This window comes from Pseudomonas sp. MDT1-16 (assembly GCF_054898115.1).
The window spans coordinates 4954875-4978933 of sequence record NZ_CM142717.1 but is presented as its reverse complement, the minus strand read 5'-3'; the positions used below and the strand labels follow the sequence as shown (position 1 = coordinate 4978933).

The following is a 24059-nucleotide window of genomic DNA, read 5'->3' as shown; positions in this document are numbered from 1 at the left end:
CTGCGACATCTTCCATGGGCGGATATCAGCTTTACAAATAATGACAGACAGCTCTGGCGGGCCTGACTAAATTGCAGGTTCCGGGCTCGGATGCGCTGGCAGTGAAGCCCCAATAACAATAAAAGAGACGGACCCATGCAGAACTCGACCCAAGCGGCGAATGCCTGGCGCATTCTGTTCCTGCTGTTCCTCGCCAACCTGTTCAACTTCTTCGACCGCACCATCCCCGCCATCATCATCGAGCCGATTCGCATGGAATGGCACCTCAGCGACTTTCAGTTGGGGATCATCGGTACCGCCTTCACGATCGTCTATGCCATTGCCGGCCTGCCCTTGGGGCGGATGGCCGATACCGGTTCGCGCAGCAAATTGATGGGCTGGGGCCTGGCGGCCTGGAGCGGGTTGACAGCGGTCAACGGATTGGTGGGGAGTTTCTGGAGTTTCCTGATCGTGCGCATGGGCATCGGCATCGGTGAGGCCAGTTACGCACCGGCCGCCAACTCGCTGATCGGCGACCTGTTCCCGGCCCACCGCCGGGCGCGAGCGATGGGCATTTTCATGCTTGGTCTGCCGCTGGGGTTGCTGCTGGCGTTCTTCACCATCGGCTGGATGGTCAAGGCCTTCGACAGCTGGCGCGCACCATTCTTCATCGCGGCGGTGCCGGGGCTGATCCTGGCGATCTTCATGTTCTTCATCAAGGAACCGAAACGCGGCGCTGCGGAAAGCGTGCAAGTTTCGCAGGAACGCGTAGACCGGCCGATCCGTCGGGTGCTGGCGGTGCCGACTTTCTTGTGGCTGGTGATGGCGGGGCTGTGCTTCAACTTCGCCACGTATGCCTGCAACTCGTTTCTGGTGCCGATGTTGCAGCGTTACTTCCTGATGCCGTTGCAGGAAGCGGCGGTGGCGACCGGGGTGATCGTCGGCGTGACCGGGTTGTTCGGCCTGACACTGGGCGGTTGGGTCGCTGACAAGATTCACCAGCGGGTGGCCAGTGGTCGTCTGCTGTTTGCAGCATTCAGCTTGATCATCTCGACGGTGTGTACCGCTTGGGCGCTGTATTCCGGGCGGATCGAGATCGGGGTGTTTGTGGCGGTGTTCAGTGTGGGCTGGCTGTTTGCCTACAACTTCTATACCTGCGTTTACACCGCCATTCAGGACGTAGTCGAGCCGCGCTTGCGGGCTACGGCCATGGCGCTGTTCTTTGCCGGGTTGTATTTGCTGGGTGGCGGTTTGGGGCCGGTGGTGGTGGGCGGCTTGTCCGACCATTTTGCGCACACGGCGATGCTCTCGGCCGGTGCCGAACAGATGACCGAGGCGTTCAAGGCTGTCGGCTTGCATGACGCGATGTATTTGATCCCGGTGGCGCTGTTTTTCACCATGGTGTTTCTGTTCCTGGCTTCACGGTGTTTTGTGCGCGATGCCAAGCGGATGAAGGACGGGCTGGTGGCGGTGGTCGAGCCGCAAATCCCGGCGGTCACCGCGTAATGATCGCCAGAACGTGGAGCGTGGGAACGAGTGGATAAAAAAAGGCCCGCATCGCTGCGGGCCTTCTTTATTTTAGCGGTGTAGAGGAGGGGTTATCCCGCCACCAACACCCGAATCGCTTCCAGTCGCAACGCAGCCTTATCAAGCATGGCCAGCCCTTGCTCGCGCTGTTTGCGCAGGGCAACCAGTTCGCTGTCGCGCACCGTCGGGTTGACCGCTTGCAAAGCGGTCAGGCGCGCCAGTTCTTCGTCGGTGTCGGCGGCCAGACGACGTTGCGCCTCAGCCACGCGCTCGGCGTGACGCGGGAAGATCTTCTCTTCGCCGGCGTTGATCCGTGGCGTCAGCTGATCGCGCTGAGCCTGGATGAACTTGTTGGCGCTGGCGCGGGGTACGCTTTCCAGCTGATCGTTGAGGGTTTCGAACGAGACCCGGGTCGACAGGTCGTTGCCATTGGCATCGAGCAGGCAGCGCAGGGCCGCCGGCGGCAAGTAACGGCCCAGTTGCAGCGAGCGCGGGGCAACCACTTCGCTGACGTAGAGCAGTTCCAGCAACACGGTGCCAGGTTTCAGCGCCTTGTTCTTGATCAGCGCCACGGCGGTGTTGCCCATGGAACCGGACAAGACCAGGTCCATGCCGCCTTGAACCATCGGGTGCTCCCAGGTGATGAACTGCATGTCTTCGCGAGACAGCGCCTGGTTGCGGTCGTAAGTGATGGTCACGCCTTCGTCGTCGCCCAGCGGGAAGCTGGCATCGAGCATTTTTTCGCTCGGCTTGAGGATCAGTGCGTTTTCCGAGTGGTCTTCGCTGTCGATGCCGAACGCGTCGAACAGGGTTTCCATGTAGATCGGCAGGGCGAACTGGTCGTCTTGCTCGAGGATGTCCTCGACCAGCGCATCACCTTCACCCGCGCCGCCGGAGTTGAGTTCCAGCAAGCGGTCTCGGCCGCTGTGCAACTCGCCTTCCAGGCGCTCGCGCTCGGCGCGGGCTTCGTCGATCAGCGCTTGCCACTCGCCGTCGTCGGCGTTTTCCAGCAACGGCAGCAGGCGCGGGCCGAACTGGTGCTGCAAGGCGTTGCCGGTCGGGCAGGTATTGAGGAATGCATTCAATGCTTCGTGGTACCACTGGAACAGGCGCTCTTGCGGGCTGGTTTCCAGGTACGGCACGTGCACTTCAATGATGTGCTTCTGGCCGATCCGGTCCAGACGACCGATACGCTGCTCCAGCAGGTCCGGGTGCGACGGCAGATCGAACAGCACCAAGTGGTGCGAGAACTGGAAGTTGCGACCTTCACTGCCGATTTCCGAGCAGATCAGCACTTGTGCGCCAAACTCTTCGTCGGCGAAGTAGGCAGCGGCGCGGTCACGCTCGAGGATGTTCATGCCTTCGTGGAAGACCGTGGCCGGGATGCCGGAACGCACGCGCAGGGCGTCTTCCAGGTCCATGGCGGTTTCGGCGTGGGCGCAGATCACCAGCACTTTGGTGCGCTTGAGCATCTTCAGTGTGTCGATCAGCCACTCGACGCGGGGGTCGAATTTCCACCAGCGCTCTTCTTCGTTGGCGTCTGGCTGGGCCTGGAAGCTGACTTCCGGGTACAGCTCGGCGTGATCGCCCAATGGCAGTTCGAGGTATTCGTCGGGGCACGGTAGCGGGTACGGGTGCAGTTTGCGCTCCGGAAAACCCTGCACGGCGGCGCGGGTGTTACGGAACAGCACGCGGCCGGTGCCGTGGCGGTCCAGCAGTTCGCGGACCAGGCGGGCGCTGGCTTCGATATCGCCATCGTTAACCGCCGCTAGCAGGGCTTCGCCTTCGTTGCCGAGGAAACCGTGAATGGTTTTGTGCGCTTCAGGCGACAGGCGCCCCTTGTCCAGCAGCTCCTGGACGGCTTCGGCCACCGGGCGATAGTTTTCACTCTCGGCACGGAAGGCGTGCAGGTCATGGAAACGGTTAGGGTCAAGCAGGCGCAGACGCGCGAAGTGGCTGTCCTGGCCCAGTTGTTCCGGGGTCGCGGTCAGCAGCAGCACGCCGGGAATGACTTCGGCGAGTTGCTCGACCAGCGAGTATTCCGGACTGGCCTTTTCTTCGTGCCACACCAAGTGGTGCGCTTCGTCGACGACCATCATGTCCCAACCTGCCGCGAACAGCGCGTCCTGAGCCTTCTCGTCGTCCACCAGCCACTCGAGTGCAACCAGCGCGAGCTGGGTGTCTTCGAATGGGTTGGCGGCATCGCTTTCGATGAAGCGTTCTTCGTCGAACAGCGCGACTTGCAGGTTGAAGCGGCGGCGCATCTCGACCAGCCACTGGTGCTGAAGGTTCTCCGGAACCAGGATCAGCACTCGGTTGGCGAGGCCCGAGAGCAGTTGGCGATGGATGATCAGGCCGGCTTCGATGGTTTTACCCAGGCCCACTTCGTCCGCCAGCAGAACCCGCGGCGCGATGCGGTCGGCGACTTCACGGGCGATGTGCAATTGGTGCGCGATCGGTTGCGCACGCACGCCACCCAGGCCCCAAAGGGAGGATTGCAATTGGCGGCTGGTGTGTTCCAGGGTGTTGTAACGCAGGGAGAACCAGGCCAGCGGATCGATCTGCCCGGCGAACAAACGGTCGCTGGCCAGACGGAACTGAATGAAGTTCGACAGCTGGGTTTCCGGCAGGGTGACCACTTCGTTTTGAGCGTTGAGGCCGTGGTAGACCAACAGGCCATCGACATCGTCGACTTCCTGGACGGTTAGTTTCCAGCCTTCGAAGTGAGTGATGGAGTCACCCGGCGAAAATCGCACGCGGGTGAGGGGCGCATTCCGTAGCGCGTACTGGCGAGTTTCGCCAGTGGCCGGATAGAGCACGGTCAACAAGCGGCCGTCCTGTGCCAGAACGGTGCCTAAACCCAGCTCGGCTTCGCTGTCACTGATCCAGCGTTGCCCCGGTTGATACTGCTGCGCCATGCTGCCTGACTCCCACCTTGAAAAAGCGGGCTATCTTAACGGAATCGGGCCTGCAGACCAAAGGTTTACGTGCGTAGGCGCTGCCGACGCCGGACGATCTTTTGATCTTCGGGAACACTTGAGTTCTGCGTTGTCCGATGAAAGATCGCGGCTGGCGGCAGCACCTACAGTGCGAGCCGGGTCACAATTTGCGACCGATGGCTCAAGTCACCATCCCCGCAGCCGACAGCTTGCTGACAGGAGACTAATAATTATGCTGCCACCGATGCTCCCCTTGAGTGCCGTGCCGATCACCTCACAGCAGGATCCGATTCGCCAGCGGCCGGATATTCCACCCGTGGTGCCGGTGCAGGAAAGCTCCAACGAAAGCACTATCGACCTGCAAAAGCGCGACCCCGAAGAAGCGGGCTTGCAGCTACGCGAGGAGCAGCGCCGGCAGCAGGAACGTGACCGACGTCGCCGTGAAGCCGATGAAGATCCCGAAGAACACCTGGCGATTCCCGGGGACGAGCTCAACGCCGACAATACCGTGCCGGTGGCGCCATTGATGGAAGATCAGCCTCGGCAGGGTTTGTGGGTCGATATCCAGATTTGAGGTGGTGGCTGGTCAGCGCTGCCATCAGACCGCATTATTGGCATATCCTTGCCTGACGATACGGCAGCTGAATTTCACTACACGCGATGCACTGAGCACCATGAGCCAAGACGACAAGCTGATCGACCTCAACTCCGAACGCGCCAAGCGGGTTCATGACCTTAATGAAAAGCGCCTGAACGAAGTCCGCCAGGCGTTCGAGCAAGCCCTGCCGTTGGGTAAAGCGAAGAAGAAGCCGAAGAACAAACCGAAAAAGCGTTGAAACACCCTGCATTGGTTGATGCAGGTCAGTTATTCCCCCTCCTTTACGCCCAGTCTCGGGCGACATTGATCCCGGTCAATTTTTTCTCCTGCCTGATTGGTTAACTTAGCCCTATCGCAACAAGGCAACCGCAGGAGGCCAGTCATGTTTTTCGACAACGTGGTGATCGCCGGAGTGCTGACTGTCGGCCTCATGGTTATGTTTTTTGCAGGGTTTGGATTTTTTATCTGGAAGGATTCGCATAAGCGCAAGCCGTAGGTCTTTCTGGAAGCAATGAGCACGCAAGGCATTTTGGGCAACTTCGGTTGCCCTTTTTTTTTGCGTGCGATTTGCCTGATCGTACCCACGCAGTGGGAACGATCAACTTTCCAGCAGCCATAAAAAAGGCGCGAACCTTACGGAACGCGCCTTTTTTGTGCGGCTATGTATCAGCTGCCCAGTGCCTTCGATGCCAGCCAGAACAGGCCGGCTGACAAGGCCACTGTGGCTGGCAGGGTCAGGACCCAGGCCAGCAGGATGGTTCTGACGGTGCCGCCTTGCAGGCCGCTTTTGTTGGCAACCATGGTGCCAGCCACGCCTGATGACAGAACGTGGGTGGTGGATACCGGCAGGCTGAAGATGTTGGCCATGCCGATCAGGGTCGCGGTCGTAATCTGTGCCGACATGCCTTGGGAGTAAGTCATGCCCTGCTTGCCGATCTTCTCGCCGATGGTCAGTACCACGCGTTTCCAGCCGACCATGGTACCCAGGCCGAGGGCCAGTGCGACCGCCAGAATCACCCAGAACGGGGCGTATTCGGTGGTGGTGGTCAGGTCTTTGCGCAGCTTGTTCAGGTCAGCCTTTTCACGGGCATCGAGGCCTGGCAGCTTGCCGACTTTCTTCGCCGTGTCGTCCAGGCAGAGCAGATAACGACGCACTTCGATGCGGCTTTCCGACGGTAGCGAGTGGTAGTCGGCTACACCTTTAAGGGTGCCGAGCAGGGCGGTGATGGTCGGTTCGGTCTGTTGCGGGTTGCAACGGAATTTCTCCGGCAGATCGCCTTCCACGCTTTTGCCCAGGGCCAGGTAGTCACCCAGCGTTGCGGCATTGCGCTTGTAGAACTGACTCAGGTGCAAGGTCGCATCGCGGGTCCGTTCGATCTGGTAGGTGGTGCTGCCCAGGTCGAGTACGAACTGCGCCGGAACGATACCGATCAGCACCAGCATGATCAGGCCGATACCTTTCTGACCATCGTTGGAGCCGTGCACAAAGCTTACGGCCATTGCCGAAATGACCAGCACCAGGCGGTTCCAGAACGGCGGGTGTTTCTTGTCGTCGATCTTGCGGCGCTGTTCCGGTGTCTTGTGCATCTTCGACAGTGGACGCCACCATTTAAGGCCGATCAATATCAGGGCAGCGACCAGGAAACCGGCCATTGGCGAGAACACCAGGGACGCACCGATATCGATCGCTTTCTGCCAGTTCACGCCATCAGCCAACGGAATATCGTTGATCAAGGCGTTGGCCAGTCCGACACCGAGGATCGACCCGATCAGCGTATGGGAGCTGGAAGCCGGGATACCGAAGTACCAGGTGCCCAGGTTCCAGGTGATAGCGGCGGCGAGCAGCGAGAACACCATGGCCAGCCCGTGACCGGTGTTCACATTGATCAGCAGCTCTACCGGCAGCAAGTGGACGATGGCATAGGCCACGCCGACACCGCCCAGCAGCACGCCGAGAAAGTTGAACACACCGGAAAAGAACACCGCCAGATGGGGCGGCATGGCTTTGGTGTAGATAACAGTGGCCACCGCGTTAGCGGTGTCATGAAAGCCGTTGATGAACTCGAAGGCAAGGACAAAGGCCAGGGCGAGCAAGAGGCTCACAAGCACCCAAGCATCCAGTCCGCTGAATAAATCGATCATGAAGGTTTTCTGACCCGGTCGTAAGGGGGCGCGATTATGCCAGAAAAGACTGCTAATCGATGCACAAGGTGCTCATCGGTAACATTCTTCAATGAATTAGTTTGTGACGACAGCCTAAGCCCCAGGTTTTTACGGGGTTTTGCAAGTCATTGAAATCTTTGAAAAGGCCGCACCCACAAGGATTCCTCTCGTAGGGAGAAGAGGCTTGTACGCTTGTGCGAAATATCTGAAAAGAGGGCCAGACACGAGCCATTTGCCTCATCCGACAGGTGAGGTGGCCGCTGCCCGCTCATAGCGGGCGCGAAAGGCATCATCGATACATCCCGCTTTTAACGGGTGCAGACGCAGACCCTTGAAAGAATTCAGGCCAAGGCCGTTATGGCTCTTCGGCTTTGAGTTCCTTTTCCATTTTCTGCAATTCCTGAGTGAAAGCCTGATCCTGAACGGTGGCGCGTTTACGCCAGGGTTTGCGCTCTGGTTCGGGCTGAGCGGCGTAGGTGGTGACTTCCCCGCCGTAAACTTCCTTGTAACGTTGTTCCTGGCGCTCAAGTTCCGCGCGCAGTTCGTCTTTCGTCACAGTGCTACCTGATTGAGTTGAGATTAATTCTGGTGAAACGCGCTACATCAAACGTATTGACCACGCTCGCCGAAAGGACAAGGCCGGTGAAGGCATCGTTTTTACGGCATTGTGATCAGTACTTCCATGTTGCAGGCGGCCACGGCACCAGAGATAAACAGCTGACGTAGCATCAGTTTCCTGTTTCAGCGAACGCTTTGGCGAACTATAAATGAGCGTCAGGCGCTTGCTGCGGGCAGCGGCAATGGAACATCGCGCTACCAGGAGGCGAATCGGCAATTAAAAACCGGTCGCCACTGATTTGCATTATAGCGGTCGATTCGAAGAACACTATCGCCAAAGAGTTAAAAGTAGGTCTTGATGTGTGATTGTTTGGGTACTCGCAACTTTTACGGCTAACTAGGTCGTTCCGCGTCGCCGACTTTACAGTGATGTTTTTCTGACGCCATTCAGTCGAATAAGTTACGGTAATTACATCGACCCCTTTTTAGTCTGCGGCCGAGCCAGTGTAAAGATAGGTAATAGGGGGTGCACACCCGTTCAATAGTCGGTTGGCCCAGATGATAGTCGATTGCGATTATCGGTCGATGGTTCGATAATCGAACAGTCTTGGTTGCTAGGGCTTGTGTGAGAGGCCGGCTGCCGCTTGTAATAGCCGCTGATCAGTGCGGGAAAAGGACCTTATATGAACGATCAAATGCGCAATGCCTTCGCTTCAGTGGCGCCGCCGATCGTTGCCTCGCCCGCCAAGCGGATCCAGGCACTGACCGGCGACCCCGATTTCATGACGTCCCTCGCCCGAGGCCTGGCCGTGGTGCAAGCATTCCAGGAACGCAAACGTCACCTCACCATTGCCCAGATCAGCCACCGTACCGAAATTCCCCGCGCCGCTGTGCGACGTTGCCTGCACACGCTGATCAAACTCGGCTACGCCACCACCGACGGCCGCACCTATTCGCTGTTACCCAAAGTGCTGACGCTCGGCCATGCCTATGTGTCCTCGACTCCGCTGGCGGTTTCTGCCCAGCCCTACCTGGACCGCATGAGCGAGCAACTCCATGAAGCCTGCAACATGGCCACTCTGGAAGGCGATGACATCTTGTACATCGCTCGTTCGGCCACCACTCAGCGATTGATTTCCGTCGACCTGTCGGTGGGAGGACGTCTGCCCGCCTATTGCACTTCGATGGGTCGGATTCTTCTCGCGGCGCTGGACGATACGTCACTGCGCGAGTACCTCGATCATGCAGAGCTGCAAGCCAAGACCAGCCGAACCCTGCACACCCCCGAGGCGTTGCTCGAATGCCTGCAAGAGGTGCGGCAACAAGGCTGGTGCATCGTCGATCAGGAACTGGAACAGGGCCTGCGCTCGATTGCCGTTCCCGTGTACGACGCTTCCGGTCAAGTGGTCGCAGCGCTGAACGTCAGTACCCACGCTGGCCGGGTCAGCCGCAACGAGCTGGAGCAGCGCTTTCTTCCGGGCCTTCTGAGCGCCAGCCGCGACCTTAGCGCACAACTCTTCGCCTGAACCGTCCACTAAGTTGTTCGATAAACGCCCAGAGTCGCGTTTATCGAATTGACGCTCTTTCCCCAAGATCACTAATGTCGCGGCAGCGCCTGCTCAACCCATTTCGCGCTACCAGTGGCGAGTGGTCATCCTGTGTTTCCTGATTGTTTTCCTCGATGGCCTCGACACCGCGGCCATGGGCTCCATCGCGCCCACCCTGTCTCAGGATTGGGGTATCGACCGCGCCAGCGTTGGGCCGGTGATGAGCGCTGCGCTGATCGGCATGGTCTTCGGCGCACTGGGTTCTGGCCCGTTGGCTGACCGCTTCGGGCGAAAAGTCGTACTGGTGGGCGCGGTGTTGTTCGGCGCTTTCAGCCTGGGCTTCGGCTTACAGCACCAACGTTGATCAGCTGCTGGTACTGCGTTTTCTCACGGGTCTGGGCCTTGGCGCCGGCATGCCGAACGCCACGACGCTCCTGTCCGAGTACACCCCGGAGCGTAAGAAATCCCTGTTGGTGACCAGCATGTTCTGCGGCTTCAATCTTGGCATGGCGGGCGGCGGTTTCATTTCCGCCACGCTGATCCCGGCCTTTGGCTGGCAGAGCCTGCTGCTGATCGGCGGGATTCTGCCGTTGATCCTCGCAGTCGTTTTGTTCTTCTGGCTGCCGGAATCGGCGCGCTACCTCGTGGTCCGCAATCGCGGCACTGACAAGGTGCGCAAGACTCTGGCGCCCATCGACCCGACGGTCGTTGCCCAGGCTTCCAGCTTCAGCGTGCCGGACCAGAAAACCGTGAAGGCCCGCAACGTTTTCGCAGTGATCTTCTCCGGCACCTACAGCACCGGCACCTTGTTGCTGTGGCTGACTTACTTCATGGGGCTGGTGATCGTTTATCTGCTGACCAGTTGGCTGCCGACGCTGATGCGTGACAGTGGCGCGAGTATGGAGAACGCGGCGTTTATTGGCGCGTTGTTCCAGTTTGGTGTGGGCTGGGCGATGGATCGGTTCAATCCGCACAAGGTTATTGGCATTTTCTATCTACTCGCCGGGGTGTTTGCCTACGCGGTAGGGCAAAGCCTGGGCAACATCACGTGGCTGGCGACGTTGGTGCTGGTGGCCGGGATGTGTGTCAACGGCGCGCAATCGGCGATGCCTTCACTGGCGGCGCGGTTTTATCCGACCCAGGGGTGGGCGACCGGGGTGTCGTGGATGCTCGGGATTGGTCGCTTCGGCGCGATTCTCGGTGCCTGGATGGGCGCGACACGACTGGGCCTTGGCTGGAACTTCGAGCAGGTGCTGACAGCGCGGGTGATTCCAGCGGCATTGGCGACCACGGCGGTGGTGATCAAGGGCATGGTCAGTCATGCGGATGCGACCTGAGTCCGAGGGTCAGCAGATCGATAGTCGGACAACAATCTGTTCGATAAACGAACACTCAGTCGATTATCGGATTGTTTGCCGTTTTTCAGGGGCTTACTCTTCAGTCATTCCGGCGCTGCGCATCGCGCCTTTTTCTTCGACTGTCGGTTCATAACAAAACAGGAGCCTGCCCCATGGCTGAAATCCTTTCGCTGCACGACGCGGTGAAGCAATTCGTTAACGACGGCGATACGGTCGCGCTCGAAGGCTTCACTCACCTGATCCCTACGGCGGCGGGTCACGAAATCATTCGCCAGGGCAAGAAAGACCTGACCCTGGTGCGGATGACGCCTGACCTGGTCTACGACCAGTTGATCGGCGCCGGTTGTGCTCGCAAGCTGATTTTCTCCTGGGGCGGCAACCCGGGCGTCGGTTCGCTGCACCGCCTGCGTGACGCCGTCGAGAAGCAGTGGCCGCACGCGCTGGAAATCGAAGAACACAGTCACGCCGACCTGGCCAATGCCTACGTCGCTGGCGCATCCGGCCTGCCGTTCGCGGTGCTGCGTGCTTACGCCGGTTCCGACCTGCCGAAGGTCAATCCGCTGATCAAAACCGTTACCTGCCCATTCACCGGCGAAGTATTGGCGGCCGTGCCTTCGGTGCGCCCGGACATCACCGTGATTCACGCGCAGAAAGCCGACCGCAAAGGCAACGTGCTGCTCTGGGGCATTCTCGGCGTGCAGAAAGAAGCGGCGTTGGCCGCCAAGCGCTGCATCGTTACCGTCGAAGAAATCGTCGACGACCTCAATGCACCGATGAACTCCTGCGTTCTGCCGACGTGGGCGTTGAGCGCGGTCTGCCACGTCCCTGGCGGTGCGCATCCGTCCTACGCTCACGGCTACAACGAGCGTGATAACCGTTTCTACCAGGCCTGGGGCCCGATTGCCCGCGACCGTGAAACCTTCACCGCGTGGATCAACGAGCACATCCACGGCTGCGCTGACTTCAGCGAGTTCCAGGCCAAGCTGGCCGCTGCTTCGGAGGCCAAGTAATGACTTACACGACCAATGAAATGATGACCGTCGCCGCTGCCCGCCGTTTGAAGAACGGTTCGGTGTGCTTCGTGGGTATCGGCCTGCCGTCGAAAGCCGCCAACCTGGCGCGTCTGACGTCCTCACCGGATGTGGTCCTGATCTACGAATCGGGTCCGATGGGTGCCAAGCCCAGCGTACTGCCGCTGTCTATCGGTGACGGCGAGCTGGCGGAAACCGCCGATACCGTGGTCCCGACCGGTGAGATTTTTCGCTATTGGTTGCAGGGCGGGCGCATCGACGTCGGTTTCCTTGGCGCCGCGCAAGTCGACCGCTTCGGCAACATCAACACCACCGTGGTGGGCGGCTACCATCAGCCGAAAGTCCGCCTGCCGGGTGCCGGTGGTGCGCCGGAGATCGCCGGTTCGGCCAAAAGCGTTTTGATCATTCTCAAGCAGTCGGCGCGTTCCTTTGTCGACAAACTCGACTTCATTACCTCGGTTGGCCATGGCGAGGGCGGTGATTCGCGCAAGCGTCTCGGGCTGCCGGGCGCCGGTCCAGTCGGCATCATCACCGACCTGTGCATCATGGAACCGGAAGCCGACACCCATGAATTCGTGGTCACCGCGCTGCACCCAGGCGTGACCCGTGAGCAAGTGGTCGCTGCCACCGGTTGGGCGATTCGTTTTGCCGAGACGGTTGAAAACACCGCAGAGCCGACGGTCGTCGAACTGACCGCACTCAGAGATCTGGAAGCCCGCACTGCCGCGGCCCACGGCCAAGCACCCGGAGAAGCCTGATGCGTGACGTTTATATCTGCGACGCGATTCGCACCCCCATCGGGCGTTTCGGCGGTGGCCTGTCGGCGGTTCGCGCCGACGACCTGGCCGCCGTGCCGATCAAGGCGCTGATGGCGCGCAACCCGTCGGTAGACTGGAACGCGGTGGACGAGGTGTTCCTAGGTTGCGCCAACCAGGCCGGCGAAGACAACCGCAACGTAGCGCGCATGGCGTTGTTGCTGGCGGGCCTGCCGGACACCATTCCGGGCGTGACCCTCAATCGCCTCTGCGCCTCGGGTATGGATGCCATCGGCACCGCTTTCCGGGCCATCGCCAGTGGCGAGATGGAGCTGGCGATTGCTGGCGGCGTCGAGTCGATGTCCCGCGCACCGTTCGTGATGGGCAAGGCTGATGCGGCGTTCTCGCGCAACATGACGCTGGAAGACACCACCATCGGCTGGCGTTTTATCAACCCGTTGATGAAAGCCCAATACGGCGTGGATGCGATGCCGCAGACCGCCGATAACGTGGCCGACGATTACGAGGTTTCCCGCGCCGATCAGGACGCTTTCGCACTGCGCAGTCAGCAACGGACGGCAGCCGCGCAAGCTGCAGGATTTTTTGCGGAAGAAATCGTTGAAGTGCGCATTGCCCACAAGAAGGGTGAAAGTGTCGTCAGTCAGGATGAACATCCTCGCGCCGACACCACGCTGGAAACCCTGGCCAAACTCAAACCGGTCAACGGTCCCGACAAAACAGTCACCGCCGGCAATGCTTCCGGTGTGAACGACGGTGCGGCGGCATTGATTCTGGCCTCTGGCGATGCGGTGAAGAAACACGGTCTGACCGCCCGCGCGAAAGTGCTGGGCATGTCCAGCGCCGGTGTCGCACCACGAATCATGGGCATCGGCCCGGTGCCGGCGGTGCGCAAATTGACCGAGCGCCTTGGTCTGGCCGTCAGCGATTTCGACGTGATCGAACTCAACGAAGCGTTCGCCAGCCAGGGTTTGGCGGTGCTGCGTGAACTGGGACTGGCGGACGACGCTGCCCAGGTCAACCCGAACGGTGGCGCCATTGCCTTGGGCCATCCGTTGGGCATGAGCGGCGCCCGCCTGGTACTGACCGCGCTGCATCAACTGGAAAAGACCGGTGGCAAGAAAGGTCTGGCGACCATGTGCGTCGGCGTGGGCCAGGGTCTGGCCTTGGCGATCGAACGGGTCTGACGCGTTTAGTTGTGAAAAAAGAAGCGTCGACTAATAAGAACTGAGGAATGTTTCATGACTGACAAGCCTGGTTACCGCCGTCCGCAAGAGGGCACCCAGCCGGAATACCTGCACCCGGCCTATCAATCCGCCAACCGTCGCTCGCCGTCCAGGCCGTTGGTGTTTTTGCCCCATTCGCTGTCGGAAATTACCGGTCCGACCATCGGCGCCGAGCGTGTGCAGGAGAAGGACAACGACCTGACTGCCCAACACAAGGGCGAGCCACTGGGTGAGCGCATCATCATCCACGGCCGCGTGCTGGATGAAGAGGGTTTGCCGGTGCCGGGCATTCTGGTGGAGATCTGGCAAGCCAACGCCGCCGGCAAGTACGACCACCCCGAAAATGATCAGGACAAACCCCTGAACCCGAACTTCGAAGGCTTTGGCCGGGTGCTGGTGTTTGCTAGCGGGTTGGTGAAGCACTTGCTGACGCGGATTTACTTTGATGGCGAGCCGGCCAACGCGGCAGACCCGCTGTTGGAATGCGTGCCTGCCGAACGCCGCGGCACCTTGCTGGCGAAGCAGGATGCTTCGGGTGTTTATCAGTGGAATGTGATTCTGCAGGGGACCGACGCGGAGACGGTGTTCTTTGATTATTGAGTGATGAAGGCTCTGCTGGTCAGGGAGCTTTTGTGGCGAGGGGGCTTGCCCCTCGCCACAGAGATTGCATTGCCAGGCGAAGTATTGCACAACGACCTTTGATTTCTACGCGTAGGCCTGACTGGCCCACGCCTGCAAGGACTGTTTATGAACGAGCGACCGGGCAATCAATTATTCGATGCCTACTTCACGGCACGGGACATGCGTGAGGTGTTCTGCGATCGGGGCCGGGTTCAGGCCATGCTCGATTTTGAAGCGGCATTGGCCCGGGCCGAGGCGCGGGTCGGGTTGATTCCGCAAACAGCTGTCGCGCCTATTGAGGCGGCATGTCAGGCCGGGTACTACGACTTCGCCGCCCTCGGCGAGGCGATTGCCACGGCCGGCAATTCGGCTATTCCGTTGGTCAAGGCGCTGGGTAAACAGATCGCGGCCAACAATGCCGAAGCCGAGCGCTATGTGCATCTGGGCGCGACCAGCCAGGACGTGATGGACACCGGCCTGGTGTTGCAACTGCGCCGTGCTTGGATTGATCGCCGGCAGCCTCGGCAAACTCGGTCGCGACATCAGTCTGTTGATGCAGACCGAAGCCGGCGAAGTGTTCGAACCGGCGGCGCCGGGGACGGGCGGTTCCTCGACCATGCCGCACAAGCGCAACCCGGTGGGCGCGGCGGTGCTGATTGGTGCAGCGACGCGAGTACCGGGTCTGCTTTCGACCTTGTTCAGCGCGGTACTCGGCGACGAGCCGCAAGTGACCGCCGAGCTGTCGGACGCTGAACTCGATCATCTGTTGGACCCCGCTCACTATCTCGGTCGGGCCCATACCTGGGTCGAGCGAGCGGTGGCTGAACATTTTGCGTTGACTGTCTGAAGGAGACTGCCGTGGCATTCGTACAACTCGCCGAGGGCGAACTGCATTACCAGCTCGATGGACCCGAAGGTGCACCGGTGCTGGTGCTGTCCAACTCGCTGGGGACCGACCTGCACATGTGGGACGCGCAGGTTGCGGCGTTCACCGAGCATTTTCGCGTGCTGCGTTTCGACACCCGTGGTCACGGCAAGTCGTTGGTGACGCCGGGTCCGTACAGCATCGAGCAACTGGGCCATGACGTGCTGGCGCTGCTGGATGCGTTGCACATCGAGCGCGCGCATTTCTGCGGTCTGTCCATGGGCGGCTTGATCGGTCAATGGCTGGGGATCAACGCCGGCCAGCGTCTGCATAAATTAGTGGTGTGCAACACCGCGGCGAAAATCGGCGACCCATCGGTATGGAATCCGCGGATCGAAACCGTGCTGCGTGACGGTCCGCCAGCCATGGTTGCATTGCGTGATGCGTCGATTGCACGTTGGTTCACCCCGGACTTTGCTGAAGCGAATCCTGCTGCCGCGAAGAAGATTACTGACATGCTGGCCGCCACCTCGCCTGAAGGGTATGCCGCGAACTGTGCCGCCGTGCGCGATGCAGACTTTCGCGGTCAACTGTCCTCGATCAAGGTGTCACTGCTGGTCGTCACGGGCACCGAAGACGCGGTCACGCCGCCGTCCGGCGGGCACTTCATTCAGGAACACGTGCAGGGCGCCGAGTACACCGAGTTCTATGCGGCGCACTTGTCCAACGTCCAGGCCGGTGCTGCGTTCAGCGAACGGGTTCTGGCATTTTTGTCAGGCCATTGAGGGTTTTTTTGTGGACGAGAAACAACGTTACGACGAAGGCCTGAAAGTCCGACGTGCAATACTCGGCGATGCCCATGTCGACCGCAGCCTGAACGTACTGACCGAGTTCAACTCGGAGCTCCAGGAGATGATCACCCGCCACGCTTGGGGCGACATCTGGACCCGCGACGTTCCACCAGGCCGAGTCGGTGTGGGATGAGTTGGGGGTTGAATCCCGGGAGTAACTGTCCATCACACCCCTGTGGGAGATTCTATGTTGCACAGCAAGCCCGCTCCCACAAAGTTTGTATTCGCAGCGTCAAACTGTCGCGACGATAAAGATCCGCTTGAACGGAAATAACGTAAGCCCGTCACTCTCCGGCGGGTAATGCGCATGCACGCGCATCAGGTAGTGGTAAATAAACCGTGCTTTCTCATCATCCTTCAATGCCATCAATACCGGCCGCAGGGCCGAAACCTTGACCCAGTCGTAGATCGGCGAACGCCCCTCGACGACCTGCAATTGCTCGGTCTCCCAGATCTCCAGTTTATGGGTGAGTGGCGCCAGCAAGCGGTAATAGTCCTCCAGCGACAACAACGGTCTCGCCGCCATGCCCTGGCGCAGTTGCGCGGTGCCCAAGGGGGCGCCGCCGGGGCCGGCGTCTCCGAGGGTGTCGAGCATCAATTGGTACCACGGCGCGTCTCGCCAGTCGGGCATGTGCGCCGCCAAACAACCGCCGGGGTTGAGCTGACGGAGCAGGCGCGGCAGGAGTTGTTCATGGTCGCTGATGAAGTGCAACACGGCGGCGGCGAACAGCAGATCGGCCGATTGTTCTGGCTGCCAGTCCAGCAGATCACAGTGCTTCCACAGTGCCTTGATCGGCAGGCACCGGGCTTCCTGCAGCATTTGTTCGGAACTGTCGATGCCCTGCAAATGTGCCCGGGGCCAGCGCTTGGCCAGCAATTGCGTGGCGATGCCGGTGCCGCAACCCAGGTCATAGATGCGCTTGGGCTTTTTGAGTTCGACGCGGTCGAGTAACTCGTTAACCGGGCGTTGTCGAAGGCGGAAGAATTGCTGGTAGGCCTTGGCGTCCCAGTGGGTGCTCTCGGGAGCCATTGGCTTTCGTCGCGTGATCATGAGGTGGTCCTCTCTGTCCATGAGACTGACAAACTATCGCGGAGATTTTTATCGACCCATGTCCGACTTTTTTATCTCGCGATAGATGCCGTCCCAAAGCCTGATCCGGTGTTCGATAGCGTCAATGGCTGCGCTCAACGCTTTTTCCCTCATGTCTGGCGTGGTGATTAATCGAGACAACATTTTTTGCGCGCCGGGCCCATGGTCGCCACTGTCCACTTCAATGTGCCGATTAAGGTAATGAATGAACGTGGGGGCCTGGCTATTCGTGACACCCCAATTTCGCAGTAGTGTCTGAAACATGTCGGGTATCGGATCTTCGCGGCCAAAAAGAAAACTGCTGGCGACTTCGGCGGTGGAGGCCTTGCGGGCCGTTTTAAGGGTGTGTTTGACAAATGTCTGAACGTACGCCGGAACATGGGCCTGCTTAAGGGCTTGCGGTAGAGAAAAAGAGTGTGTGAATTGACGTATGAATGTCTCGATTCTCTCAGTGGGCGCGCTGACTTCAGCCATTGCATCCAGGTACAAACGGAAATGACTGACAGGCTGGCCGTTCAGGCCAATATCAGACTCCTCACCGGTAATGATTTCATTGATGAGACGGGCGCAGTCCTCATGCTGCACCGGCATCCACGGGATTTGTGTGCAAGTGAGATCACGTTGCAGTCGTTTAGCCAGGCTCATGAAGTCCCATACCGCAAACACATGGCGACTCATGAACAGTCTGACGTGTTCGATCGAACGAATGGCAGCATAGAGTGGATGTTGGGCCAGCCGGCATTGATAGGGTTCGAGTTCTGTTTCAAACATGGTTTGCATCCTTGCAATAAAGGGGTTTGGGAGGGCGGGCTATTAGATGGCATTGCGCAGCTGGCGAAGTTCTGTGAAGAGCCGTGACCATGCTTTTGGCGACGGCAGCATGAGCCCGGTATCTTTCTTATAGATCCGCCATTCATCGCCAAATATCGCTTCAAGGCGTTTATCCATGTGCCATGTGCCCAAGTACATATAAACCGTCGCCCCGACCGAAAAGAGCAGGGTGTCGTACGTCATGATGGGGTGAGCCCAGAAAAACAACATTAAGAACGTATGATGGGGAAAGCGTATGTAACGTTTGATGCCTTGTACGTGTAGGCGATAGGGAAGGGGGATTTTTTCCCCTCTTAGGCGCGCAATTAGTTGGTGAGCACCGAGCCATTGCCAAAACGTCGAGGTGTAACGGAAGCAGTAAATGGTCAGGCCCAACAACGTCACCATCGACAATGCAGCGAAATGAAACAGTGGGCTGCCCGGTATCAACACATAGATGTATTGCCCGGACGGTTGCCAATAAAGAATGCCCAGGATCAGCGTGCCCGCAGAAAATACACACATGCCGACATTCCAGCTCCAGGCTGGAAAGAATGCTTCATAAAGACTCATTGCGGGTCGGGTTGTCAGGCAAGAGTGGACAAGTCCATAAGAAACCATAATCAGCGTATCGATCTGCCACCAATTCATAGTGTCTACCTTCCTTGGTTAAAAAGCCGTTGGATGTTTCGAAGGTCAGACTCTAGAAGCCGGATGGGCAGGCGTCTACTGGTAGAACTAACAGGTGATAAGTTGGTTTGATAATAGAACTACTTTCATTTTGTTATAACTGCGTAAACACAGCCGCTTCCGTGTGGCTTATTCGGTTGGGTTCAACGGTCGTCTAACCAAAGGCTCACAACAAGCTGATCGGATAGTTGACGATCAATCGGTTCTCATCGAACTCGTTGTTGCTGAAGTCGCGGCGGCGGGTCGAGTTGCGCCATTTGACGTTCAGGTCTTTGAGCGTGCCGCTCTGCACGGTGTAGCCCAGTTCGCTTTCGCGGCCCATTCCTTGCCGTCGGTGAGGGCACCAGTGTGGACGTTGCCGCCGCTAATGTAGCGGTTCATCAGGGTCAAGCCCGGTACGCCCGCGGCGACGAAGTTGTAGTCGTGGCGCAATTGCCAGGATTTTTCTTTGGCATTGTCATAGCTTGAGTTATAGCTGTCGTTGGCCAAGGTGCCGCCGCTGGTGCCGTTGACCCGCATCCAGGCGCTGTCGCCGGTGAGTTTTTGCAGGCCGACATAGAAGGTGTTGCCGCCGTATTTGGCCGAGAACATGCCAGACCAGGTCTGGTTTTCCAGCTCGCCGGCCCGGGCGACGCGGTGGCATGGTGTCGAACCTGTGTTATTGGTCTTGTGCCACGAATGGTGCGGGGGATGTACTCGATGGTTCAATCGGGTAATGTGGGTTTTGGGCGATTATCGAACGGCAAAATATCTTATCCGACGCAACAAGAAGCCCACCAATCGGTGGGCTTCTTGTTTTACAGCGCTATCAGAACAACTTCAGCTTCGGCGCTTCTTCTTTCAACGGCTCGTTCTTCGCCGTCTGCTCGTTCCAGCCACCGCCCAGTGCCTTGTACAGATTGACGGCACTGACCAGTTGCGCCAGACGGTCGGTGATCAGTACTTGTTGGGCACTGAACAGCTGACGCTGGGCATCGAGGAAGGTCAGGTTGCTGTCGACACCAATGCGGTAGCGACGCTCGGCCAGACGGTAGTAGTCCTGGTTCGCGGTGACGAAATCACGCTGGGCCTGCAACTGATCGGTGTAGGTCTGGCGGGCGGCCAGGCCGTCGGCGACTTCCTGGAAGGCCGTTTGAATGGACTTCTCATAGTTCGCCACGCCGATGTTTTTCTGGATTTTTGAATAATCCAGGCTGGCGCGCAGGCTGCCGGCATTGAAGATTGGCAGGTTGATCTGCGGCTGGAACAACCAGGTGCCCGAACCGCCCTTGAACAGACCGGACAGGTCCGGGCTCAGGCTCCCGGCATTGGCGGTCAGGCTGATGCTCGGGAAGAAGGCAGCCCGTGCCGCGCCGATGTTGGCGTTGGCGGCTTTCAGGTTGTATTCGGCCTGGAGGATGTCTGGGCGACGTTGCAGCAAGTCCGATGGCAGGCCAGGGGGCACGTCGCTCAGCAGGTCGTCAGCCAATGGCTTGGGCGTTTGCAGGTTGGCCGGGATACCGGTGCCGAGCAGCAGCACCAGGCTGTTTTCATCCTGGGCGACTTGACGTGTGTACTTGGCCTGTTGCGCGCGGGCGTTTTCCACCGAGGTACGCGACTGGGCCAGGTCCAGGGCCGAGGCTACACCCACTTCGTTGCTGCGGGCGGTGAGCTTGTAGCTCTCGTCGAATGCACCAAGGGTGTCCTGCGTCAGCTTCAGCAGCTCCTTGTCGGCTTGCCAGGTCAGGTAGGCATTGGCCACGCTGGCCACCAGGCTGATTTGGGTGCTGCGGCGCGCTTCTTCAGTGGCGAAGTATTTCTGCAACGCTTCTTCGCTCAGGCTGCGAACCCGACCGAACAGGTCGAGTTCATAGGCGCTGATGCCGACCGTGGCCGAGTAGGAACTGGTGATACCCGCTTCGCCGGTCTGCGAGGCGCGTGCCGGGACGCGCTGACGGCTACCGGTGCCGTTGGCCGACACCGCCGGAAACAGATCGGCGCGCTGGATGCGGTATTGAGCCGCGAAGGCGTCGATGTTCAGCGCCGCGACACGCAGATCACGGTTGTTTTCCAGGGCGACCTGGATCAGCTGTTGCAGCGCCGGGTCGTGGAAAAACTGCTTCCAGCCCTGTTCGGCGGCAGCTTGGGCCGGCGCCTGGGCCGACGAATACGCCGGACCTTGCGGATACTGGCCCGCCACCGGTGCTTCAGGCTGCTGATAATCGGGTATCAGCGAGCAGCCGCCGAGCACGAAGGCGGCAACAGCCAGGGAGAGTAGCGACTTGCTCATTAGCCAGCCTCTTTAGAAGGTTCAATAACGTCGTCCTGGTCAGCGGTTTTGCGCTGCCCAATGGCCGATACGGTGACGAAAAACAAGGGGACCCAGAAGATTGCCAGTACCGTGGCGGTGATCATACCGCCAATGACCACGGTACCGATGGCGTGTTGGCTGCCCGAGCCAGCACCGCTGGAAATGGCCAGGGGCACCACGCCGAGGACGAACGCCAGGGACGTCATGATGATCGGGCGCAACCGCATGCGGCAAGCCTCGATGGCTGCCTCCTGCAAGCTCTTGCCCTGTTCGTGCAGGTCTTTGGCGAACTCGACGATCAGAATGGCGTTTTTCGCCGCCAGACCGATGGTGGTCAACAGACCCACCAGGAAGTACACGTCGTTGGACAGACCGCGCAGGCTGGTCGCCATCAGCGCACCGATAATCCCCAGCGGTACCACGAGCACCACCGCAATCGGAATCGACCAGCTTTCATACAACGCCGCCAGACACAGGAACACCATCAGGATCGACAACGCGAACAGCGCCGGTGCCTGAGAGCCTGCCAGTCGTTCTTCATACGACAGACCGGTCCAGGAAATACCGACACCGGCCGGCAGTTTCTTCGCCAGGGCTTCGACTTCGGCCATGGCTTCACCGCTGGAATAACCCGGTGCCGGGGTGCCAAGGATTTCCATCGCTTCTACGCCGTTGTAACGCGACAGTTTCGGTGCACCGTAAATCCACTCACCCTTGGCGAACGCCGAGAACGGGACCATGGTGCCGGCGCTGTTGCGCACGTACCATTTCTTGACGTCTTCAGGACTCATGCGCGAACCCGGCTGGCCTTGCACGTACACCTTTTTCACCCGACCGCGGTCGATGAAGTCGTTGACGTAGCTACTGCCCAGCGCAATCGACAGGGTGCTGTTGATGTCGGTGAGCGTCACGCCGAGGGCGCTGGCCTTCTCGTCGTCGATTTCCAGTTGGTATTGCGGTTCGTCGTTCAGACCGTTCGGACGGACTTGCGACAGCACCTTGCTCTGCGCCGCCATGCCGAGGAACTGGTTGCGCGCTTCCATCAGCTTGTCGTGACCGATACCGGCGCGGTCCTGCAGGAACACGTCGAAACCGGTGGCGTTACCCAGCTCCAGTACCGCCGGTGGGGCGAAGGCAAACACCATGGCGTCCCGGAAGGTGAAGAAGTGCTGCTGGGCACGGGCCGCGAGTTTGAACACGCTGTTGTCGGCGTTACGTTCGCCCCACGGTTTGAGCATGATGAACGCCATACCCGAGCTCTGGCCACGGCCGGCGAAGTTGAAGCCGGTCACGGTAAACACCGAGGCCACCGCGTCGCCTTCACCACCATCCTTGCTCGGACGCAGCAGGAACTCACGCATTTCGTCCACGACCACTTGCGTGCGCTCGGCACTGGAGCCGGCCGGGGTTTGCACCTGGGCGAACAGTACGCCCTGGTCTTCTTCCGGGAGGAACGAGGACGGGATGCGCATGAACAGCCAGATCATGCCGACGACGATGATCACGTAGACCAGCAGGTACGGCAGCTTGTTGCGCAGAATAATGCCAACGCCACGTTCGTAGCTTTTCACGCTACGGTCGAAGTTGCGGTTGAACCAGCCGAAGAATCCGCGTTTCGGAACGCCGTGCTCGCCTTTCGGAATCGGCTTGAGCATGGTGGCGCAGAGTGCCGGGGTGAAGATCAGCGCGACCAGTACCGACAGGGCCATGGCCGAGACGATGGTGATCGAGAATTGCTTATAGATCACACCGGTAGAACCGCCGAAGAATGCCATCGGCAGCAGTACCGCCGACAGTACGAGCGCAATACCGACTAGCGCACCCTGGATCTGCCCCATGGATTTCTTGGTGGCCTCCTTGGGTGACAAGCCTTCTTCGCTCATGACCCGTTCGACGTTTTCCACCACGACGATGGCGTCGTCCACCAGCAAGCCGATGGCCAGCACCATACCGAACATGGTCAGGGTGTTGATGCTGAAACCGAACGCCGCAAGGATCCCGAAGGTACCCAGCAATACCACTGGCACGGTCATCGTGGTGATGACGGTGGCGCGGAAGTTTTGCAAGAACAGGAACATCACCAGGAACACCAGTACGATCGCTTCGACCAGGGTTTCAACCACACCCTTGATCGATTCGGTCACCACCGGAGTCGTGTCGTACGGGAACACCACTTCCATCCCTTGCGGGAAGAACGGCTTGAGGGTTTCGATGGTCTTGCGCAGGGCTTTTGCAGTGTCGAGGGCGTTGGCACCGTTGGCCAGTTTCACCGCCAGACCGGAGGCCGGACTGCCGTTGAACTGGGCACTGACCGAGTAGTTTTCGCCGCCCAGACCGACATTCGCCACATCGCCGACACGCACTTGCGAGCCGTCCTTGTTGACCTTCAACAGGATCGCCTTGAACTGCTCGGCGGTTTGCAGGCGGGTCTTGCCGATGATCGTCGCGTTCAACTGCTGACCGGCCACTGCAGGCAAGCCACCGAGCTGACCGGAGGAAATCTGCACGTTTTGCGCAGCGATGGCGGTTTTCACGTCGCCAGGGGTCAGGTTGTAGTTGTTCAGCTTGGCGGGGTCGAGCCAGATCCGCATCGCGTACTGGGCACCGAAGACCTGGAAGTCACCGACACCGGCGGTCCGCGAGACCGGGTCCTGCATGTTCGACACGATGTAGTTGGCCAAGTCGTCCTTGGTCATGCTGCCGTCGCGTGAGACCACGCCGATCACCATCAGGAAGTTCTTCACTGCCTTGGTGACGCGGATACCCTGTTGCTGCACTTCTTGCGGCAGCAGCGGGGTGGCCAGGTTCAGCTTGTTCTGGACCTGAACCTGCGCGGTATCGGAGTTGGTGCCTTGTTCGAACGTCGCGGTAATGGTCATGCTGCCGTCGGAGTTACTTTCCGAGGAAACATAACGCAGGTTATCGATACCGTTGAGCTGTTGCTCGATCACCTGCACCACGGTGTCCTGCACGGTTTGTGCGGACGCGCCCGGGTAGGTCACCTGGATCGCAATGGCCGGAGGCGCAATGCTCGGGTATTGGTTGATCGGGAGTTTGAGGATCGATAGTGCCCCGACCAGCATGATCACCAGGGCAATTACCCAGGCGAAAATCGGACGGTCGATAAAAAATTTCGACATGGT

18 protein-coding genes and 4 pseudogenes are annotated in these 24059 nt (G+C 59.5%); 13 read left to right on the top strand and 9 right to left on the bottom strand.

Features of this window, described 5'->3' with window-relative positions:
* Positions 1-135 precede the first annotated feature (135 nt).
* Positions 136-1485 carry a spinster family MFS transporter gene (locus ACYZT3_RS22890; RefSeq protein WP_282381720.1) on the top strand — a complete coding sequence of 450 codons (1350 nt, stop codon included), beginning with the start codon at positions 136-138 and terminating at the stop codon, positions 1483-1485.
* A gap of 92 nt (positions 1486-1577) precedes the next feature.
* Here the strand turns inward: ACYZT3_RS22890 and rapA are convergent, their stop codons facing one another.
* A complete protein-coding gene (gene rapA, locus ACYZT3_RS22885; RefSeq protein WP_462030825.1) occupies positions 1578-4424 on the bottom strand; it encodes an RNA polymerase-associated protein RapA in 2847 nt (948 codons plus the stop codon).
* A 253-nt stretch (positions 4425-4677) separates the two neighbouring features.
* Between rapA and ACYZT3_RS22880 the strand changes: the two genes are divergently transcribed.
* The 3 genes from ACYZT3_RS22880 (at position 4678) to ccoM (ending at position 5539) form a co-directional block, all read left to right on the top strand.
* A complete protein-coding gene (locus tag ACYZT3_RS22880) occupies positions 4678-5019 on the top strand; it encodes an aspartate-semialdehyde dehydrogenase (protein ID WP_462030824.1) in 342 nt (113 codons plus the stop codon).
* Between the two features lie 100 nt (positions 5020-5119).
* A complete protein-coding gene (locus tag ACYZT3_RS22875) occupies positions 5120-5281 on the top strand; it encodes a hypothetical protein (RefSeq protein ID WP_262162692.1) in 162 nt (53 codons plus the stop codon).
* Between the two features lie 144 nt (positions 5282-5425).
* Entirely contained in the window at positions 5426-5539 is a 114-nt protein-coding gene (ccoM, locus tag ACYZT3_RS22870; RefSeq protein WP_282381713.1) for a cytochrome c oxidase subunit CcoM, read from the top strand.
* 170 nt (positions 5540-5709) lie between these two features.
* Here ccoM and ACYZT3_RS22865 read toward each other — a convergent pair whose 3' ends face one another.
* Together ACYZT3_RS22865 and ACYZT3_RS22860 are read right to left on the bottom strand one after the other, a co-directional pair.
* Positions 5710-7185, bottom strand: a complete 1476-nt coding sequence (locus tag ACYZT3_RS22865) for an inorganic phosphate transporter (RefSeq protein ID WP_282381712.1) — start codon at positions 7183-7185, stop codon at positions 5710-5712.
* Positions 7186-7561: 376 nt separating this feature from the next.
* Positions 7562-7762, bottom strand: coding sequence for a hypothetical protein (locus ACYZT3_RS22860; protein ID WP_007935837.1), 201 nt, complete (start codon positions 7760-7762; stop codon positions 7562-7564).
* A 685-nt stretch (positions 7763-8447) separates the two neighbouring features.
* On the opposite strand from ACYZT3_RS22860, the gene pcaR reads away from it, so the two are divergent.
* From pcaR to ACYZT3_RS22815, 9 genes and pseudogenes are all read left to right on the top strand, one after another.
* On the top strand, positions 8448-9290 hold the full coding sequence (pcaR, locus tag ACYZT3_RS22855) for a pca regulon transcriptional regulator PcaR (RefSeq protein ID WP_282381711.1): 843 nt from the start codon (positions 8448-8450) through the stop codon (positions 9288-9290).
* A gap of 67 nt (positions 9291-9357) precedes the next feature.
* Positions 9358-10648: pseudogene (locus tag ACYZT3_RS22850) on the top strand (aromatic acid/H+ symport family MFS transporter).
* A gap of 173 nt (positions 10649-10821) precedes the next feature.
* On the top strand, positions 10822-11679 hold the full coding sequence (locus ACYZT3_RS22845) for a CoA transferase subunit A (RefSeq protein ID WP_462030823.1): 858 nt from the start codon (positions 10822-10824) through the stop codon (positions 11677-11679).
* Positions 11679-12458, top strand: a complete 780-nt coding sequence (locus ACYZT3_RS22840; RefSeq protein ID WP_282381708.1) for a CoA-transferase subunit beta — start codon at positions 11679-11681, stop codon at positions 12456-12458. Before ACYZT3_RS22845 ends, ACYZT3_RS22840 begins: the two co-directional genes overlap by 1 nt.
* Entirely contained in the window at positions 12455-13660 is a 1206-nt protein-coding gene (gene pcaF / locus ACYZT3_RS22835) for a 3-oxoadipyl-CoA thiolase (RefSeq protein WP_462032414.1), read from the top strand. Before ACYZT3_RS22840 ends, pcaF begins: the two co-directional genes overlap by 4 nt.
* A gap of 54 nt (positions 13661-13714) precedes the next feature.
* Positions 13715-14299, top strand: coding sequence for a dioxygenase family protein (locus tag ACYZT3_RS22830; RefSeq protein ID WP_462030822.1), 585 nt, complete (start codon positions 13715-13717; stop codon positions 14297-14299).
* Positions 14300-14446: 147 nt separating this feature from the next.
* Positions 14447-15029: pseudogene (locus tag ACYZT3_RS22825) on the top strand (lyase family protein); the annotation flags it as partial.
* Positions 15030-15178: 149 nt separating this feature from the next.
* A complete protein-coding gene (gene pcaD, locus ACYZT3_RS22820; protein ID WP_462030821.1) occupies positions 15179-15970 on the top strand; it encodes a 3-oxoadipate enol-lactonase in 792 nt (263 codons plus the stop codon).
* A 10-nt stretch (positions 15971-15980) separates the two neighbouring features.
* A pseudogene (locus tag ACYZT3_RS22815) lies at positions 15981-16136 on the top strand (carboxymuconolactone decarboxylase family protein); the annotation flags it as partial.
* Between the two features lie 132 nt (positions 16137-16268).
* On the opposite strand, the gene ACYZT3_RS22810 reads toward ACYZT3_RS22815, so the two are convergent.
* The 6 genes and pseudogenes from ACYZT3_RS22810 to emhB form a co-directional block, all read right to left on the bottom strand.
* Positions 16269-17087 carry a methyltransferase domain-containing protein gene (locus ACYZT3_RS22810; RefSeq protein ID WP_282381702.1) on the bottom strand — a complete coding sequence of 273 codons (819 nt, stop codon included), beginning with the start codon at positions 17085-17087 and terminating at the stop codon, positions 16269-16271.
* 48 nt (positions 17088-17135) lie between these two features.
* Positions 17136-17897, bottom strand: a complete 762-nt coding sequence (locus tag ACYZT3_RS22805) for a DUF3050 domain-containing protein (protein ID WP_282381700.1) — start codon at positions 17895-17897, stop codon at positions 17136-17138.
* Between the two features lie 42 nt (positions 17898-17939).
* Complete coding sequence (locus ACYZT3_RS22800; protein WP_282381698.1) at positions 17940-18587, bottom strand: hypothetical protein; 648 nt, start codon at positions 18585-18587, stop codon at positions 17940-17942.
* Between the two features lie 205 nt (positions 18588-18792).
* A pseudogene (locus ACYZT3_RS22795) lies at positions 18793-19256 on the bottom strand (OprD family outer membrane porin); the annotation flags it as partial.
* 178 nt (positions 19257-19434) lie between these two features.
* Entirely contained in the window at positions 19435-20895 is a 1461-nt protein-coding gene (emhC, locus tag ACYZT3_RS22790; RefSeq protein WP_282381696.1) for an efflux RND transporter outer membrane subunit EmhC, read from the bottom strand.
* Positions 20895-24056: an efflux RND transporter permease subunit EmhB gene (gene emhB / locus ACYZT3_RS22785; protein WP_462030820.1), complete on the bottom strand. Its 3162-nt coding sequence runs from the start codon at positions 24054-24056 to the stop codon at positions 20895-20897. The genes emhC and emhB overlap by 1 nt, the downstream gene beginning before the upstream one ends.
* Between the last annotated feature and the right edge of the window lie 3 nt (positions 24057-24059).

Coding starts and splice junctions, on each gene's coding strand:
- ACYZT3_RS22890 (WP_282381720.1), top strand. CDS start 136: ATGCAGAACTCGACCCAAGCGGCGAATGCCTGGCGCATTCTGTTCCTG.
- rapA (WP_462030825.1), bottom strand. CDS start 4,424: ATGGCGCAGCAGTATCAACCGGGGCAACGCTGGATCAGTGACAGCGAA.
- ACYZT3_RS22880 (WP_462030824.1), top strand. CDS start 4,678: ATGCTGCCACCGATGCTCCCCTTGAGTGCCGTGCCGATCACCTCACAG.
- ACYZT3_RS22875 (WP_262162692.1), top strand. CDS start 5,120: ATGAGCCAAGACGACAAGCTGATCGACCTCAACTCCGAACGCGCCAAG.
- ccoM (WP_282381713.1), top strand. CDS start 5,426: ATGTTTTTCGACAACGTGGTGATCGCCGGAGTGCTGACTGTCGGCCTC.
- ACYZT3_RS22865 (WP_282381712.1), bottom strand. CDS start 7,185: ATGATCGATTTATTCAGCGGACTGGATGCTTGGGTGCTTGTGAGCCTC.
- pcaR (WP_282381711.1), top strand. CDS start 8,448: ATGAACGATCAAATGCGCAATGCCTTCGCTTCAGTGGCGCCGCCGATC.
- ACYZT3_RS22845 (WP_462030823.1), top strand. CDS start 10,822: ATGGCTGAAATCCTTTCGCTGCACGACGCGGTGAAGCAATTCGTTAAC.
- ACYZT3_RS22840 (WP_282381708.1), top strand. CDS start 11,679: ATGACTTACACGACCAATGAAATGATGACCGTCGCCGCTGCCCGCCGT.
- ACYZT3_RS22830 (WP_462030822.1), top strand. CDS start 13,715: ATGACTGACAAGCCTGGTTACCGCCGTCCGCAAGAGGGCACCCAGCCG.
- ACYZT3_RS22810 (WP_282381702.1), bottom strand. CDS start 17,087: ATGATCACGCGACGAAAGCCAATGGCTCCCGAGAGCACCCACTGGGAC.
- ACYZT3_RS22805 (WP_282381700.1), bottom strand. CDS start 17,897: ATGTTTGAAACAGAACTCGAACCCTATCAATGCCGGCTGGCCCAACAT.
- ACYZT3_RS22800 (WP_282381698.1), bottom strand. CDS start 18,587: ATGAATTGGTGGCAGATCGATACGCTGATTATGGTTTCTTATGGACTT.
- emhC (WP_282381696.1), bottom strand. CDS start 20,895: ATGAGCAAGTCGCTACTCTCCCTGGCTGTTGCCGCCTTCGTGCTCGGC.
- emhB (WP_462030820.1), bottom strand. CDS start 24,056: ATGTCGAAATTTTTTATCGACCGTCCGATTTTCGCCTGGGTAATTGCC.